The 14,685-nt window shown below is 38.8% G+C and carries 18 protein-coding genes and 1 pseudogene; 11 read left to right on the top strand and 8 right to left on the bottom strand.

Features of this window, described 5'->3' with window-relative positions:
• Positions 1 to 560, top strand: a 560-nt coding sequence (locus COE25_RS26520; RefSeq protein ID WP_142354512.1) for an MFS transporter, incomplete at its 5' end; no start/stop codon positions are given.
• Between the two features lie 469 nt (positions 561 to 1,029).
• Positions 1,030 to 2,214, top strand: a complete 1,185-nt coding sequence (locus COE25_RS26515) for an acetyl-CoA C-acetyltransferase (protein WP_098934770.1) — start codon at positions 1,030 to 1,032, stop codon at positions 2,212 to 2,214.
• A 144-nt stretch (positions 2,215 to 2,358) separates the two neighbouring features.
• Here the strand turns inward: COE25_RS26515 and COE25_RS26510 are convergent, their stop codons facing one another.
• From COE25_RS26510 to COE25_RS26490, 5 genes are all read right to left on the bottom strand, one after another.
• Entirely contained in the window at positions 2,359 to 3,285 is a 927-nt protein-coding gene (locus tag COE25_RS26510; RefSeq protein WP_257208985.1) for an IS3 family transposase, read from the bottom strand.
• Positions 3,186 to 3,731, bottom strand: coding sequence for a transposase (locus COE25_RS31905; RefSeq protein ID WP_098934768.1), 546 nt, complete (start codon positions 3,729 to 3,731; stop codon positions 3,186 to 3,188). Before COE25_RS31905 ends, COE25_RS26510 begins: the two co-directional genes overlap by 100 nt.
• Positions 3,732 to 3,942: 211 nt before the next feature.
• Positions 3,943 to 4,728 carry a 2-keto-4-pentenoate hydratase gene (locus COE25_RS26500; RefSeq protein ID WP_098934773.1) on the bottom strand — a complete coding sequence of 262 codons (786 nt, stop codon included), beginning with the start codon at positions 4,726 to 4,728 and terminating at the stop codon, positions 3,943 to 3,945.
• Between the two features lie 41 nt (positions 4,729 to 4,769).
• Complete coding sequence (locus COE25_RS26495) at positions 4,770 to 5,561, bottom strand: 2-keto-4-pentenoate hydratase (RefSeq protein WP_098934767.1); 792 nt, start codon at positions 5,559 to 5,561, stop codon at positions 4,770 to 4,772.
• A gap of 16 nt (positions 5,562 to 5,577) precedes the next feature.
• Positions 5,578 to 5,763, bottom strand: coding sequence for a tautomerase family protein (locus COE25_RS26490; RefSeq protein ID WP_098934766.1), 186 nt, complete (start codon positions 5,761 to 5,763; stop codon positions 5,578 to 5,580).
• 273 nt (positions 5,764 to 6,036) lie between these two features.
• Here COE25_RS26490 and COE25_RS26485 point away from each other — a divergent pair, with 273 nt between their 5' ends.
• From COE25_RS26485 to COE25_RS31060, 8 genes are all read left to right on the top strand, one after another.
• Positions 6,037 to 6,783, top strand: a complete 747-nt coding sequence (locus tag COE25_RS26485) for an IclR family transcriptional regulator (RefSeq protein ID WP_098934765.1) — start codon at positions 6,037 to 6,039, stop codon at positions 6,781 to 6,783.
• A 43-nt stretch (positions 6,784 to 6,826) separates the two neighbouring features.
• Positions 6,827 to 6,994, top strand: coding sequence for a hypothetical protein (locus COE25_RS31065; RefSeq protein WP_218964343.1), 168 nt, complete (start codon positions 6,827 to 6,829; stop codon positions 6,992 to 6,994).
• Positions 6,934 to 7,188, top strand: a complete 255-nt coding sequence (locus COE25_RS32405; RefSeq protein ID WP_098934764.1) for a Na-translocating system protein MpsC family protein — start codon at positions 6,934 to 6,936, stop codon at positions 7,186 to 7,188. Before COE25_RS31065 ends, COE25_RS32405 begins: the two co-directional genes overlap by 61 nt.
• Before the next feature lie 503 nt (positions 7,189 to 7,691).
• Positions 7,692 to 8,234, top strand: a complete 543-nt coding sequence (locus tag COE25_RS26475) for a 3-hydroxyanthranilate 3,4-dioxygenase (protein ID WP_098934763.1) — start codon at positions 7,692 to 7,694, stop codon at positions 8,232 to 8,234.
• Complete coding sequence (locus COE25_RS26470) at positions 8,231 to 9,241, top strand: amidohydrolase family protein (protein ID WP_098934772.1); 1,011 nt, start codon at positions 8,231 to 8,233, stop codon at positions 9,239 to 9,241. The genes COE25_RS26475 and COE25_RS26470 overlap by 4 nt, the downstream gene beginning before the upstream one ends.
• Positions 9,238 to 9,690, top strand: a complete 453-nt coding sequence (locus COE25_RS26465) for a RidA family protein (protein WP_098934762.1) — start codon at positions 9,238 to 9,240, stop codon at positions 9,688 to 9,690. The genes COE25_RS26470 and COE25_RS26465 overlap by 4 nt, the downstream gene beginning before the upstream one ends.
• A 2-nt stretch (positions 9,691 to 9,692) precedes the next feature.
• Positions 9,693 to 11,162, top strand: a complete 1,470-nt coding sequence (locus tag COE25_RS26460) for an aldehyde dehydrogenase (RefSeq protein ID WP_098934761.1) — start codon at positions 9,693 to 9,695, stop codon at positions 11,160 to 11,162.
• A gap of 113 nt (positions 11,163 to 11,275) precedes the next feature.
• Positions 11,276 to 11,413 (top strand): hypothetical protein, encoded by a 138-nt coding sequence (locus tag COE25_RS31060; RefSeq protein ID WP_180247614.1) that lies wholly within the window; start codon positions 11,276 to 11,278, stop codon positions 11,411 to 11,413.
• 484 nt (positions 11,414 to 11,897) lie between these two features.
• On the opposite strand, the pseudogene COE25_RS26455 reads toward COE25_RS31060, so the two are convergent.
• A pseudogene (locus COE25_RS26455) lies at positions 11,898 to 12,182 on the bottom strand (tyrosine-type recombinase/integrase); the annotation flags it as partial.
• 14 nt (positions 12,183 to 12,196) lie between these two features.
• Here COE25_RS26455 and COE25_RS26450 point away from each other — a divergent pair.
• Positions 12,197 to 12,484 (top strand): HIRAN domain-containing protein, encoded by a 288-nt coding sequence (locus COE25_RS26450; protein WP_257208984.1) that lies wholly within the window; start codon positions 12,197 to 12,199, stop codon positions 12,482 to 12,484.
• Between the two features lie 381 nt (positions 12,485 to 12,865).
• Here the strand turns inward: COE25_RS26450 and COE25_RS26445 are convergent, their stop codons facing one another.
• Both COE25_RS26445 and COE25_RS26440 read right to left on the bottom strand, forming a co-directional pair.
• Entirely contained in the window at positions 12,866 to 13,666 is an 801-nt protein-coding gene (locus tag COE25_RS26445) for an SDR family NAD(P)-dependent oxidoreductase (RefSeq protein WP_180247613.1), read from the bottom strand.
• 258 nt (positions 13,667 to 13,924) lie between these two features.
• Positions 13,925 to 14,685: oxidoreductase (locus COE25_RS26440; protein WP_142354510.1), on the bottom strand; the 761-nt coding region annotated here is incomplete at its 5' end.

Genomic DNA, 14,685 nt, shown 5'->3' with positions numbered 1-14,685 from the left:
GATTGGCAATTATCTTACTTCTGCCAATGTTATTAGTGAGAAAACACGGGTTTTCAACATTTTCAGTAGGTATTTGTTTATTTATTGGTTCTTTATTTGGGATCTTATCTAGCTATATTACAGGTAAAACGATACCTAAATTTGGAAATGCAAAAATGATCTATATATCATCTACTGTAGGCTTAGTGGGGTATTTAAGTTTAGGTATTTTTTCTAATTCGAATTTAGTAGTTATATTGATTGGACTCAGTTTAACGATTATGAGTTATTCTTCTACCCAGGTATCCCTATATACACTTATACCAAATACATTAAAACCAGAGAAAATTGGCGTTGGGCTTGGATTATACAATTTAACCAATTTTGTAGGAATGGCCTTTGGTCCAGCGATGGCAAGTAAGACAATGGAAACAACAAATAGTTTTCTTTTAAGCTTTGTTGTGATAGCCATCTTAATATCTCTCCATTTTATATTAATGTTAAATATGTCTTCCTTACAAAAAAGACAATATCAAACTGGCAATGGGCGTCGCCTTTTCAAGTTTGTTAGAAATGAATGAAACCTTTACGACTGTTGAACTTAAAATTAATTATTTGAAACCGGAATGAAAAAATTACAGCAAAAGGTGAGGTTATAAAGAAAGGAAAGACTATTGGGCTAATCAAGTGCGATGTTTTTGATGAAGGCGGTTCATTAGTTGCCCATGCTTTAAGTACGTGTATGATCCTTCGTAGTGAAAAATCAGTAGGAAGATAAAAAAAGTACCTAATAAAAGATAGATTTTTGAAATTGTAAAACTATTTCAAACTTATTAAAATATTGCTTGATTCATATTCATAATTGAAGGGACGATCTTGTTAATACAGTTTGTCGCAAACTGGGAAATATGAATAGAGTTGTAACAAAAAAGTCTGAATTCAATTATGTTACGAATTACTTTTGAGGCAGTATTTTGTTACACCTGATTCAAGGTTTATTAAGGTAATGAAAATAGACAATTATAAAAGTAGAAAAAAGGAGTAAAGAATATGATTCAAGAGATTGTAATTGTAAGTGCCGTTCGAACAGCAATTGGAAATTTTAATGGAAGTTTAAAAAATGTATCTGCAACTGAGCTGGGCGCAGTCGCTATCAAAGGAGCACTTGAAAAAGCAGGAGTGAAACCGGAGCAGGTAGACGAAGTCATAATGGGTAACGTTCTTCAAGCAGGTATTGGTCAAAATCCAGCTCGTCAAGCACAGATAAAATCAGGTATTCCAGTGACATCTTCGGCCCTTACAATTAATAAGGTTTGTGGTTCTGGTATGAAGGCCGTTCATCTTGCCATGCAGGCGATCCTAGCAGGAGATGCTGAAATCGTTGTAGCAGGCGGAATGGAAAGTATGAGTCAGGCACCATACTTATTGAAAAATGCCCGCGATGGCTTTAAAATGGGAGATCAAAAATTAATCGACAGCATGATCAGTGATGGTCTATGGTGTGCGTTTAATGATTACCATATGGGGATCACAGGTGAAAACGTTGCAGAGAAATATGAGCTGACCAGAGAGCAGCAGGATAAGTTTGCAGCATGGAGCCAGCAAAAAGCAGTTGAAGCGATCGAAACAGGAAAATTCAAAGATGAAATTGTTCCGGTTGTCATTCCACAGCGTAAAGTTGATCTGATTGTTTTTGATACAGACGAGTTTCCTAGAAAAGGAACCACTGCAGAAAAATTAGCGAAGCTGCGCCCTGCATTTAAAAAGGATGGAACTGTAACAGCAGGTAATGCTCCAGGGCTTAATGACGGAGCAGCAGCATTAGTTATTATGAGCAAGCAAAAGGCAGAAGAATTGGGCCTTACGCCATTAGTTACGATTAAAGCAACTGCAAATGCTGGGGTAGACCCAAGCATTATGGGAGTTGGTCCAGTACCAGCAGTGAAAAAGGCATTGGAAAAAGCAGCAATTTCAATCGAAGATATTGATTTAATCGAAGCGAATGAAGCATTTGCATCTCAAGCCCTTGCAGTAGGAAAAGAATTAGGCTTTAAAGATGAAATTTTAAATGTCAATGGCGGTGCTATTGCACTTGGACATCCGATTGGTGCCAGCGGAGCACGTATTCTTGTTACCTTGATCCATGAAATGAAACGCAGAAATGCCAAAACTGGTTTAGCCACACTTTGCATTGGCGGCGGTCAAGCTGTTGCTACAATTGTTGAATTGGCGTAATTTGCTCCATTTTAAAATTAAATATGTATATTTATATTTTACTTTATGGAATGAGCTATTATGATTCGAGTTGGTATATATGGATCATTTGGTTACATGGGTGCATATCAACGTGATGTGACCCCGAAAAGTTAGAGTTTTATATTAAGCAGCTAATTGGCAGGTATGGGTACGGTATTGAACTGGACTCATACCTGCCAATTTTTTCTTTATGCGCTTGTTATTATAATAATCGATATATTCTTCAATTCTCTTTTTTAATTCTTCAAATGGGCACAGTGCTTCTCCGTAATACATCTCTTGTTTCATTAAACCGAAAAAGTTTTCCATGGGCGAATTATCTAAACAATTTCCTTTTCGTGACATACTCTGGAACACCTTGTGTTTTTTGAGTGTTTTTACCCATTTGTTATGTTGATAATGCCAGCCTTGATCATAATGTATAGTGGTTCTGTACTTTGAATCTTTTACTATTTCAAGAGCTTCCTCAAGAGGGTTGATCACTAATTCTAAGGTTGGACGCATACTTATCCCATATGAAAGGACTTCACCGTTGAACATATCCATAATAGGACTAAGATACAGTTTTACTCCGTCGGAACATTTAAATTCAGTGATATCTGTTGTTAATTTTTGATGACACGCATTTGTGTGAAAACGACGATTAATGCGGTTCTTGGCAACCGTTCCCGTAGTCCCTTTATAAGAGCTGTATTTACGTGATTTTCTTCTGAACTTATCTCCCTTTAGTCCGAGTTTATTCATGATGCGTTGTAGCTTCTTATGATTCACTTTAGTGCCACGGTTTCTCAATTCTAGCTTGATACGTCGATAACCATAATTGCCTTTATGTTCTTCAAAAATGGTTTGTATAGACTTTTCAAGTTCTTGGTCTGGATTTTCCTTCTTCTTCTCTTTTATATGATAGTGATAGGAGGATTCGGGAATACCGACTATACGTAAAACATCTTTTAATTTGAAGGCTTCTTTGAGTTCGAATGATAACGCTGCTTGTGCTTTTCTAGATAGCCTTCCGGATCCATCTGAAAAGCTCGCAACTTTTTTAAGTATTCTACCTCCAAACGAAGAAGCTCGTTTTCTCTTTCTAATCTTTGCTCATATGTAATTTCTTTTTCATTAGTAGGTTTGTTTTTTCTGTTCTTTGCTTTATCAGACATGGTAGGTCGTCCTTTCGGTCTATCCAGCGTTTCAGCCCCACCTTCTAGTAAAGACTTTTTCCATGAACTTATCATAGGGGGATTAGTAAGCCCAAAATGAAGGGCTGTTTCTGTTTCTGAAGAACCAGTTCTCTTCATAAAGCTTAATACATCTAGTTTGAATTGAACAGAATAAATATCCTTACCATTTTTTCGCTTTAATCCCTCCAAATTTATCCAACGTGCAAGCTGTGAATATGCTTTGATACCATGCTTCTCAGCTAAAGACTTAATTCCCAATTTTCCTTCTTTATATTCACTTACTACCATGAGCTTAAATCCTTCGCTATATTTAGCCATAAATAAACACCCCAAAAGTCAGATTTTACTCTAACTTTTGGGGTGCAGTACACAATTGATCTTAGCTGTGCCTTTTTACTGTTGCTATATTCACAAATTAATATCTCAAAACCTTAGTAAGTCCTGCGCCGTGAGTAAAATCTCCAAATAAAATAAAGACAGTATACCCAGTTTTAAAAGCTTCGCCGGTTATACTGTCTATAGGAAGAAACTACTCTACAGCATGGAAGGTTACATCGTTCATACCGTCAAATTTGACGGAAATGAAGTCGCCTTTGTTAAATCTGATGGCTTCGGTGAGGGCGCCTGCAAGGATAATGTCACCGGCTTTTAAGGATTTGCCTTTTCGGCTGAGCATGGCTGCCAGCGTAGAAATCGATACTGCTGGATGTCCTAGAATGGCACAGCTGGTTCCAAATGCCTTTGCTTCCCCGTTAATATATATAGTTGCCCCGACTAAATCCGACTGGAAATCATGAGGTTTTCGTAAGCTGTCCCCGAGAACAACTCTTGAAGCGGACGTATTGTCTGCAATCACATCAGGAAGAGTGAACTTAAAGTTTTCATACCGGCTGTCGATGATTTCTAAGGCAGGGAAAATGTATTCGGTTGCATCTAAGACGTCTTCAACCGATAGATTTTCTCCTTCTAAGTCTTTCTTTAAAACAAAGGCCAGTTCTGCCTCTACTTTCGGATGAATCAATTGGCTGATAGAGATGCTGCCGCCGTTTTGAACTTTCATATAATCAAACACATACCCGAAGATTGGCTCTTTAACATTCATTTGGGTCATTTTAGCTTCACTTGTCAGACCCATTTTTGGACCGAAAATGCTATGGCCTGCTTCCAGTTTGATTTTGATGATTTCATCTTGAATTTTATATGCATCCTCTACCGTCAGCTCTGGATTTTCTGCAGTAATTCTAGTTACCTCTCTTTTATCCAGCTCTGCTTGATGAAGAAATTCAGCAAGGGAATGTATTTTTGTTGCTTCCACCGTTTTCACCTCATTAATAGTTTTCATTATCCGAACACGTCTTACTTAAAGCTAACTGATACCTCTCCTAACCCTACGAATCGGGCAGTAAATTGGTCTCCAGGGTTGATGGCGACTGCTGCGGATAGGGCACCTGAAAGGATGATTTCCCCAGCCTTTAATGGAATATCATATTCTGCTAGTTTTGTTGCCAGCCATGCCACACAATTGGCAGGATGTCCAAGGACTGCTGAACCCACACCGGTATTGACCAATTTTCCATTTTTATATAAGCCCATACCTAATTGGGCAAGGTCTGCCTCTGAAACTTCAAATTTTTGCTCTCCAAGGACATATAGGCCGGAAGAGGCATTATCGGCAACAGTGTCCTCAATGGTAATCTTCCAGTCTTGGACGCGGCTATCGACAATTTCAAAAGCAGGGACAATATATTCTGTTGCCAAGAGCACATCAAAGGACGTGATATTAGGGCCTGTTAAATCCTTTTTCAGCTTAAAGGCAATTTCTGCCTCAATTTTAGGCTGACAAAGGATATTTGCAGGAATAACGGAACCGTTTTCATATTCCATGCTATTTAGAAGGTGGCCGTAATCAGGCTGGTCTACCCCAAGCAAATCCTGCATGGCCTTTGAGGTAAGACCGATTTTTTTCCCTGTAATGACTTGCCCTTGATTCAGCTTTTCCCGGATGTTGATCAGTTGGATTTTATAAGCTTCATCAATGGTTAAATCAGGAGTGTCAGCTGACAGCGGGGATATTCCTTCTCTTTTTTTTTCCGCATTACGGAGGAGGAAAGCTAATTCTTCCGTTTTTTTACTAGATTGAACAGTCACATGTATTCTCTCCTTTTCATTTTTCACTTTTTAGTAGGGTACCAACGGCAAAGCGGTTTGCAGGAACTTCATTTACTATAACCCGTACTGATTCAATCGGTGCATTTAGGCTCTCTGCTACAGTTCTGGCTACATTTTTGATACAGGTTTCTATCACTTCATTATCTCGGCCTTGCACAAGTGTCATCTGAATAACTGGCATTTTTTCACCCCATATCATAAAGAGGAATCGAGAAATATTCCTTTGTTCGATAATATCGAATGTCATTCTCAAATATTGATATTTCTATTATAATGTAAACACAATTGGTAAAGTCAACTTATTTTTAGTTAATTTTGAAAATTATTGATTTCCATACATAAAGGTTACCTTGCTTATGCAAAGAGAGTTTCTTATAATAAGTTTAATATAATTCTAGCTATTTTGTTATTTGTTCTATCACTTTAAGATCTTCTTTGAAGGGGCGAATCTACTATGATTGAGTCCGTGAAAAAGGCATGCCAAATTATCAGCTGTTTTTCTAATGAAGAACCTGTATTAGGGATTGGCACAATCGCTGAAAAATTAGGGCTGCATGTTAGTACGGCACACCATATAGTCATGACATTGTGTGATGAAGGTGTATTGATGAAAGATAATAAGAAAAAATATCGGCTTGGCTGGAGAGTCCTTGAATGGAATAATCATGTGATGTTTCAGCAGGATGTGTATGAAAAGGCAATGCCTATAGTAAAAGAGTTGATTCTTAGATTTAAAGGAACTGTCCATATTGCCATGTTCGACAAAGGGACGGTTGTTTTTGTGTTAAGGGTATCATCAGAGGAATCTACTCCGATTCAGACCTATATTGGGTCTAGGAAACCGGCTTATGCGACTAGCTCCGGAAAAATCCTGTTGGCTTACAATTCTGTTTATTTGCAGGAGACGATTAACAGGGGCTTGTCATATGAGGGGCCTAATACTATTACAGATATTAATCAATTGAAAAAGGAGCTTTCTGAGATCCGCAAAAAAGGCTATTCGATCAGTAATAGTGAAAATTCAGATGACATGTATGGAGTGGCAGCACCAATCTTCTCCTATTCAGGCGAAATTATAGCAGCGGTTAATTTAGTCGGCCCTCCGTCCTATATGCAGGACAGCAATCGTGATATGATTATCCGCAGTTTAAAAAGCACCGCACAATCTATTTCAAAAGAGCTGGGATATATTGAAATTTAAGAGGTATTTTTTAATGGGGGAAAATTAAGAGGTGTTATGATTGATGAAATATAAAGACTCAAAAGCATGTGAAGCAGAGTTTCTCAGCTTTATCAATAATTATGTAAAAAATACAGCGACAAGGGCCCAAGAAATACGGAAGTCAGATTTATCGGGGATACCATCGTCTATATTCTCTGCGGAATTTTTACAGAGAGGGAAAAACAGCTAATCCAAACTCCGGAAGGGCAAAGGGTTGTGTTAGAGGCTAGAAGAGTATTTTTAGATATGGATAAAGAAATTCGAATGGAAAAACCACTCTATGTTTTATATGAGGAAGTGTATCGACTCGTGGAGATCCTCGAGGAAATAGTATTTAATAAGGATTATGAGAACTATAGCAATAAACGTACGCTTGTTGTATAAGTAGATTATAATGAGTATTTCAGAAGAAAGAGATGTTAAAAGAATATCCTATGGCCGCAATGAAAATCAATTTGGGGATTTAAAGCTCTTACTGCGGCTTGCCAGAACATGAAAAAGATTGCCACACACTTAGCCAAGATGGGTTAAGTGGAAGGCAATCTTTTTTATTCAGAAGAAAGCTATTAATTTCGGGCCCTAGATCCTGAATAATAAAAAATTGCCGAGAAAAAATACCCCTTTCTCGACAATCTGAAGAGCTTAAGCTCTTTTTTTTTATGCGCTCAATAAAGGTAAGATTGCAGTTAAAAATCGTTCTGATAAATTGGTTATTAATTATTAATAAAAAATCTTTAAAAAATTCAACGAATTTCACATGGTGAAAAAACTCAATTTTTTAAAACCTACTTATTCACTATATTTATATTAGAAATTAGTAAATTCCAAGATTCCTATCTTGCAGTTTACTAATAAAAAATAGAATAAAAAAATGGAGGAATAATAAAATGGCAAAAGCGACTATGACCGAGTTGAAAGCGTTTAATTTATTAAAATGGATTGAAGAAAATAAGGATCAGTTGAAGCCGCCTGTAAATAATAAAGTTCTTTGGGAAGATTCCGAGTTTATCTGTATGATTCTTGGCGGACCGAACAGACGCCGCGATTTCCATGTGGATCCTTCCGATGAATTCTTCTACCAAATTAAAGGTGATTGCTATGTTGAGGTTATTAATAACGGAAAGCGTGAAGTTGTAACTGTTAAAGAAGGAGAAGTATTTATGCTTCCTGCAAACGTGCCACATTCTCCGCACCGTGTTGCAGACACTTACGGCCTTGTTATTGAAAGCAAGCGCGAAGAAGGAGAACTAGAGGATTTCGTTTGGTTCTGTGATAACTGTGATCAAGAAATGCACCGTAAAACTGTTCAATTAACAGATATTGAAACACAAGTAAAAGGAGCCATTGAAGAATTCAACAGCAGCAAAGATCTTCGCACTTGTGAAAAATGCGGTCATGTAATGTCCGAAGAAGTAGGCTTGTGGAAATGAGAGTAGATTTTCATACACACATCATCCCAGAAGATATTCCAAACTTTAAGGAAAAATTTGGAGGCGAACGCTGGCCGACACTTGAGAAGACCTGCTCCTGTGGTGCCAATATTATGGTCGCTGGTAAGGTGTTCCGTGAAGTAACGGACCAGGTATGGGATCCTGATAAGAGAATCAAGGATATGGATGAAGAAGGGGTAGATATTCAGGTATTGTCACCTATTCCGGTCACATTCTCTTATTGGGCGGATCCGAAAGCTGCGGAAGAAATGTCAAAAATCCAAAATGATTTTATTGCAGAAACCGTGAATATGTATCCAGACCGCTTCATTGGTCTGGGTACAGTGCCGCTGCAGGATGTGGAAACCTCCATTCGTGAAATGGATCGGTGCATTCATGAGCTTGGCTTAAAAGGAATTGAAATCGGAACAAATGTGAACGGGAAAAATCTCGATGATCCGGCATTTACGAAGTTTTTCGAAGCGGCTGAAAAATGGGAGGTACCGTTGTTTGTTCACCCATGGGAAACATTAGGCAGAGAACGGATGCCGCGCCATAATTTTATGTACACGGTAGGCATGCCTAGTGAAACAGCTCTTGCTGCCGTTAGCTTAATCTGCGGCGGTGTAATGGAGAAATTCCCTAAACTAAAAGTTTGTTTCGCCCATGGTGGCGGGTCTTTCCCATATATCCTTCCACGTCTTGATCAAGGCTGGAAGGTATGGCCGCACTTGCGCGTTATCAGCAAGCCGCCAAGCCATTATGCGAAAAACTTTTACTTTGACTCACTAAACTATGATCCATTAAACATTAAATATTTAGTAGAACGTTTCGGCCATGAAAAAATTGTCATGGGATCCGATTATCCATTTTTACTAAGAGAGATTCCTCCTGGAAAAGTAGTGGATGATACTCTTGAACTATCAGAAGAACAAAAACAGGCGATTTTAGGAAAAAATGCACTTGCCTTTTTAAATGTAAAAGTAAAGGAAGAGGTTAAATCATGAGTACACCAGAAGAAAAGCTGGCTGAATTAGGGCTGGAATTACCGGCATTACGGCCGGCACACGGAGACTATGTGGGTTGTGTTAGAACGGGAAATCTAATTTTTACCGCAGGTCAAGGTGTCGACCAGTACCACGGGAAATTGGGCCGGGATTTAACGGTAGAAGAAGGCTATTTAGCTGCACAACAGTCAATGTTAAACCTTTTAAGTGTTGTGAAAAATGAAATTGGCGAACTAAGCAAAGTAAAGCAGTTCGTCAAGGTACTCGGAATGGTCAACAGTACGGAAGAATTTACCGACCAGCCGAAGGTCATGAACGGCGCATCTGACCTGATTATGAAGGTGTTTGGCGAAAAAGGGAAGCACGGCCGCTCAGCAGTTGGCATGGCACAATTGCCAAACAATTCAGCTATAGAAATTGAAATGGTTATTGAGATAGAGGAGGAGTAAATGTGTCGAAAGGGTTAACTGCAGAAAATATCATTATTCAAGATGCTAAACTTTTTATAGATGGAGAATACCGAGACGCACTTTCAGGGGAAACATTTGATTCCTATAATCCGGCGACAAATAGAAAGCATGCTTCAGTTGCCAATGGCGGAGTGGAGGATGCCAATCTTGCGATAGAAGTGGCACAGCGCACTTTTGCGAGCGGGGTTTGGAGCAATATGCCTGTTGAGGAAAGATCGAAAATCCTTTGCAGAATGGCCGATTTAATCATGGAAAATGTTGATAGATTAGCTTTAGTCGAAACATTAGACGTCGGAAAGCCGATTAAGGAAAGTCGCGGGTTCGATATTCCGCGCGCTGCATCAAATTTCCGTTTCTTTGCCGAAATGGCGAAATATATGGTTCATGAGCACTTTGACATGAGCGGCCATATGTCTTATGTACAATATGCGCCAGCGGGTGTGACCAGTTTGATCATCCCATGGAATCTGCCGTTTATGCAAATGACATGGAAAGCTTCTGCCGCATTGGCAGCGGGAAATACTGTCGTCATTAAACCGGCATCCTATACACCATTAAGTGCTGTGTTGCTTGGAGAGATTGCCAATGAAGCGGGACTGCCTCCTGGCGTGTTGAATATCATCACCGGCCCTGGCGGTTCAGTTGGTACCGTTATGGCTTCTCATCCATCCGTTCGGAGAATCTCTTTCGTTGGAGAATCCAATACAGGTAAAACCGTTATGCGGAATGCATCTGAAAATTTAATCCCTGTTTCATTGGAGTTGGGGGGGAAATCCGCTAATATCGTTTTTGAAGATGCCGATTTGGATGAAGCGGTTGCCGGTTCGATTGAAGCGATTTTCCGCAACCAAGGCGAAATTTGTTTAGCCGGTTCCCGAATTCTTGTTCAAGAAAGTGTCTACGATCATTTTTTAGATAAGTTTGTAGCAGCCGTTAAGAAAATTAAAGTTGGCGATCCAACCGATGAAGCAACCGATATGGGTGCACTTGTGTCAAAAGGACATTTGCAATCTGTGGATGAATATGTGCAAATCGGCCTTGCAGAAGGTGCGAAACTTGCTTATGGTGGTAAAAGAATTACAGAACTGTCTGATGGAAACTTCTATGAGCCGACCGTTCTATATGATGTAAATAATAAAATGAGAGTTGCCCAGGAAGAAATCTTCGGACCTGTTCTGGTAGTTATTCCATTTAAAACGGAAGAAGAAGCGATCCAAATTGCCAATGATTCCATCTATGGCCTTGCTGGTGTCGTTTGGACAAATGATTTAAGACGCGGCCATCGTGTGACCTCACAAATTCACTCAGGTTTATTATGGGTGAATTGCTGGTACGTCCGTGACCTTAGGACACCATTTGGCGGCGCAAAAGCAAGTGGAATCGGACGTGAAGGTGGCCGTCACAGCTTTGATTTTTATACTGAAGCAAAGACTATTACATTGAAAAAATAAAAAAAGTGGATTTTATGTTACGATCAAAAATTTTAATGTCCCGAGAGAACCATTCTCTTGGGACATTGTTAGTAACTACTTAGGACAAAAAAGATGGGCAGTTTTGAAATTGAGTGGCTCACGATTTCGTAATCGAGGTGGCTCTATTTAAATTAGCAAATACACCTGTTGAAAAAGTTCAATTTCTAGATACAAAAAGACCTGGTAAGGTCGATATTGATGACTTAGATAACATAATTGAAACGGTTTAGAGTTTAAATACAGTCACATAAATATCCATCCTTGAAGCTATCAAGGATGGATTGTAACACCGAACAAGATTATTCTTGACAATTCACATAATTTTCACTAAAGGTGTGAAATTATTCTGTTTCGTGTTGTTCTACGTTTGCAACTATTCTCTTCGTTTGGTCCATCCACCAAGAAAGGGGATTTTATCTCCAGCAAATACAACATTTAGAGGTACTCTTTTATGCAATAAATTTTAATAGTGTTGTCCTCCTGTTTGTCCTCCTAACATTTTATTTTTATTAGAAAACATTAAAAGGAAACTTGGAAAACAGCGATAAAATGCGATCTTTTTAGTATTATTTCTCCTTATTATAAAACCAAATGAATGGGCGGCATGATGTAACAAAGGTTTTAAAACCTTGTTATATCAACGTCTAAAATGATAATATGCTTTTCTTGTCCTCGTTTTCTAAAATTCAAGGCAAACCATGCAAGAATAGCTAACTATAGGAGAAGGTCTTTCATCAGTTTGCTAAACTGTTGGGAGGCCTTTTCTTTCATATTGGAGGTCATATGAGCATAGATATTCATTGTCGTATTAATATCTGTATGTCCAAGCCTCTGTTGTATTTCTTTAATACCTACTCCAGCTTCAATCAATAGTGAGGTGTGAGTATGTCGAAATGAGTGTGGAGTGATGTTCTTTTCAATTTCTGCTTTTTTAAGAAGTCGTTTAAGTCGTGTCTCAACCACTTTTCTTAGTTGTGGATGACCATCCTCTCGAGAGAAACCTTCCAGATGAAATGTCTACATGGCTAGCTTTCAATGAACAAGTAAAGCTAAAACAAGAACCGACTAATCCTAATGACCCTCATGCAGTAGGTATTTACACTCAAGGTGGTAAACATTTAGGGTATGTTCCTGCTTTTTATAGTCAAGCAATATTTTCTTTATTATCACGTAATGCAGAACCAGAGGTTAGAGTCATATATATTAATGAGAAGTCTACTCCACATTGGTGGCTTAAAGTAATTTTCAATGTAAGATTCCATCTATTGAAAGAGAAACTTCGCCTGAAGTGTTGTCTGTAATGCAGTAAATTAGTATAGTATAGTATCGCATATCGAAATAAGCCCGTAAATCTAATGTAGTAATAGATACGGGATTTTTTACATATTAAGAAATAAAATTAAGTTTAAATTATTTGATTCCCCTATCCAATGTTACGGTGAACCGTAACATTGGATAGTGGTAAAGCAAAGAGTTGAAGTTGTGTTTGATAAAGAGTGGCTAGAAAAAATCATTAAATATATTTAAATTACTTTATGGAAGTGCACATGAATATAAAAACTCTCCTGTCGGTAAGGAAAACAAAAAAGAATTACCAATTCTATTTGAATGGTAATTCTTTCAGTTTGTCGACAAAAGATAGCCTTTTTTGTTTAAGTCTTTTTCTTAATAATTAGCTTAATTTATATACTCGCAACCGAACCGCCATCTACCCGAAGGTTTACACCATTAATAAAGGAAGCCTGTTCAGAAGCAAGATAAACAACAGCAGACGCTGCTTCATCAACTGTTCCAGGCCGTTTTACTTCCACATGTGGACGGTTTTCCTTTAAAAATTGTTGAGTAGCTTCTTCATAGGTTATATTCAGCTGCTTCGCATTATCTTTTAATAGATTTTCCAGCATTGGAGTCATGATAAATGCTGGTGACACAGTATTCACAAGAATTGCCTGTGCGGCATACGCCTTTGATAAGCTCTTTGAAAAATTGATAATTGCTGCCTTTGAAGCATTATAATGAGGCATAAACGAATCAGGCTGAAGCCCTGATTCCGATGAAATATTAATGATGCGTCCAAATCCGGCTTTTTTCATAAAAGGGATAACTGCTTTGGTTACGCGGACAGTCCCAAATACATTCACATCAAATATACGCTGCCAGGCCTCTATATCCAATGTTTCAAAATCATCAAATCCACTGGCTATTCCTGCATTATTTACGAGTATATCGATTGATTTGAAGCGGTCGATTGCAGAGGAGACCAGATGTTCCACATCAGATTGTTTCGTTAAATCCGCCTGAACGGCAAGCACATTGCCTCCCAGCTTTTCAATTTCCGCTGCTGCTTCTTTTAATGCTTCTTCACCACGGCCACAAATTACAACATTGGTGCCTTCCTTGGCAAACGCGACGGCAATTGCTTTTCCAATACCTTTACTGCCGCCTGTCACGAGTGCCGTTTTATCTTTTAATCCCAGGTTCACTTTAGATCCAATTCTTTCTATGGGCGTCTATTGTTGATTTAATATTAACAATAACTTTTAGTCATAAACAAATGAACTATTTCAGATTTTCTGCTCTAATACTCAATAAAGGAGGGAAACCACTAAGATGGTTTCCCTTTAAAATGTTCCGTTTGATGTATATTCTTATACTTGCGAGCAAGGACAATTATCATCACGATTCCCATTTTTTGTTGAACAATTCAAGGAAGCAGAGATGGAATGAGATAAGTGAACTCCTTATGCAATAGGAAGCCAGCCAGGGATGCCAGTATAGTACTCCCACATTTTATCAGAAATAGCCAGTTCTTTTTGATCTTTTTTAGATAATGTTGTACGGATTTTGTCTTCTTCACCGGCTTGTACTTTTTGTAGCCAATGAGGTTCCATTATCAATTCCCTCCCTAAAGCGATTAAAGGTACACCTGTTTCAAATGCTTTCATCACTTCATCGGGTGTCCGCAGCATCCCAACACGCATCACAGGAACACGATCGCCGACACGTTCGTGGATCATAACAACTCGGGATGTCTGATCGTTATCATCACGGATTGATCCGTTCCAATAGCCGCCGACAGATATATGGAGATAATCCAGGTCCTGATCCGCTAACCTGTCCACTAGTTGCAACGAGTCTTCCATGGTGATGCCAGGATTCTCTCTTTCTTCAGGCGATAACCGATAGCCGATGATAAAAGGTTTTGTTGCATGGTCTGAAACTGCTTTTTTAACAGCGTCAACTACAGCAAGCGGGAAGGACATACATTTTTCCAGAGTTCCACCCCACTTGTCAGTTCTGCGATTTGAGTGTGGAGAAAAGAATTGCTGAATCAAATACGTATTGGCACCATGGATTTCAACTCCATCATACCCAGCTTCGATTGCTCTTCTGGTTGCTTCACCAAATGCTTTAATAATTTCATCGATTTCGTCTGCTGTCATTTCCCGAGGTACCACGGCATCGTCCCGTTCCGCTGCTACGCAAAAGGCGGGAGATCTGT

The organism is Bacillus sp. AFS031507 (genome assembly GCF_002584635.1).
Taxonomy (GTDB): Bacteria; Bacillota; Bacilli; order Bacillales; family Cytobacillaceae; genus Neobacillus.
This window is presented reverse-complemented; position numbering and strand designations above follow the sequence as displayed.

Excerpts from the sequence above, each read along its gene's own strand:
- COE25_RS26515 (WP_098934770.1), top strand. The coding sequence starts at position 1,030 with ATGATTCAAGAGATTGTAATTGTAAGTGCCGTTCGAACAGCAATTGGA.
- COE25_RS31905 (WP_098934768.1), bottom strand. The coding sequence starts at position 3,731 with ATGGCTAAATATAGCGAAGGATTTAAGCTCATGGTAGTAAGTGAATAT.
- COE25_RS26490 (WP_098934766.1), bottom strand. The coding sequence starts at position 5,763 with ATGCCAGTTATTCAGATGACACTTGTGCAAGGCCGAGATAATGAAGTG.
- COE25_RS26485 (WP_098934765.1), top strand. The coding sequence starts at position 6,037 with ATGATTGAGTCCGTGAAAAAGGCATGCCAAATTATCAGCTGTTTTTCT.
- COE25_RS31065 (WP_218964343.1), top strand. The coding sequence starts at position 6,827 with ATGAAATATAAAGACTCAAAAGCATGTGAAGCAGAGTTTCTCAGCTTT.
- COE25_RS26475 (WP_098934763.1), top strand. The coding sequence starts at position 7,692 with ATGGCAAAAGCGACTATGACCGAGTTGAAAGCGTTTAATTTATTAAAA.
- COE25_RS26470 (WP_098934772.1), top strand. The coding sequence starts at position 8,231 with ATGAGAGTAGATTTTCATACACACATCATCCCAGAAGATATTCCAAAC.
- COE25_RS26465 (WP_098934762.1), top strand. The coding sequence starts at position 9,238 with ATGAGTACACCAGAAGAAAAGCTGGCTGAATTAGGGCTGGAATTACCG.
- COE25_RS26450 (WP_257208984.1), top strand. The coding sequence starts at position 12,197 with ATGTCTACATGGCTAGCTTTCAATGAACAAGTAAAGCTAAAACAAGAA.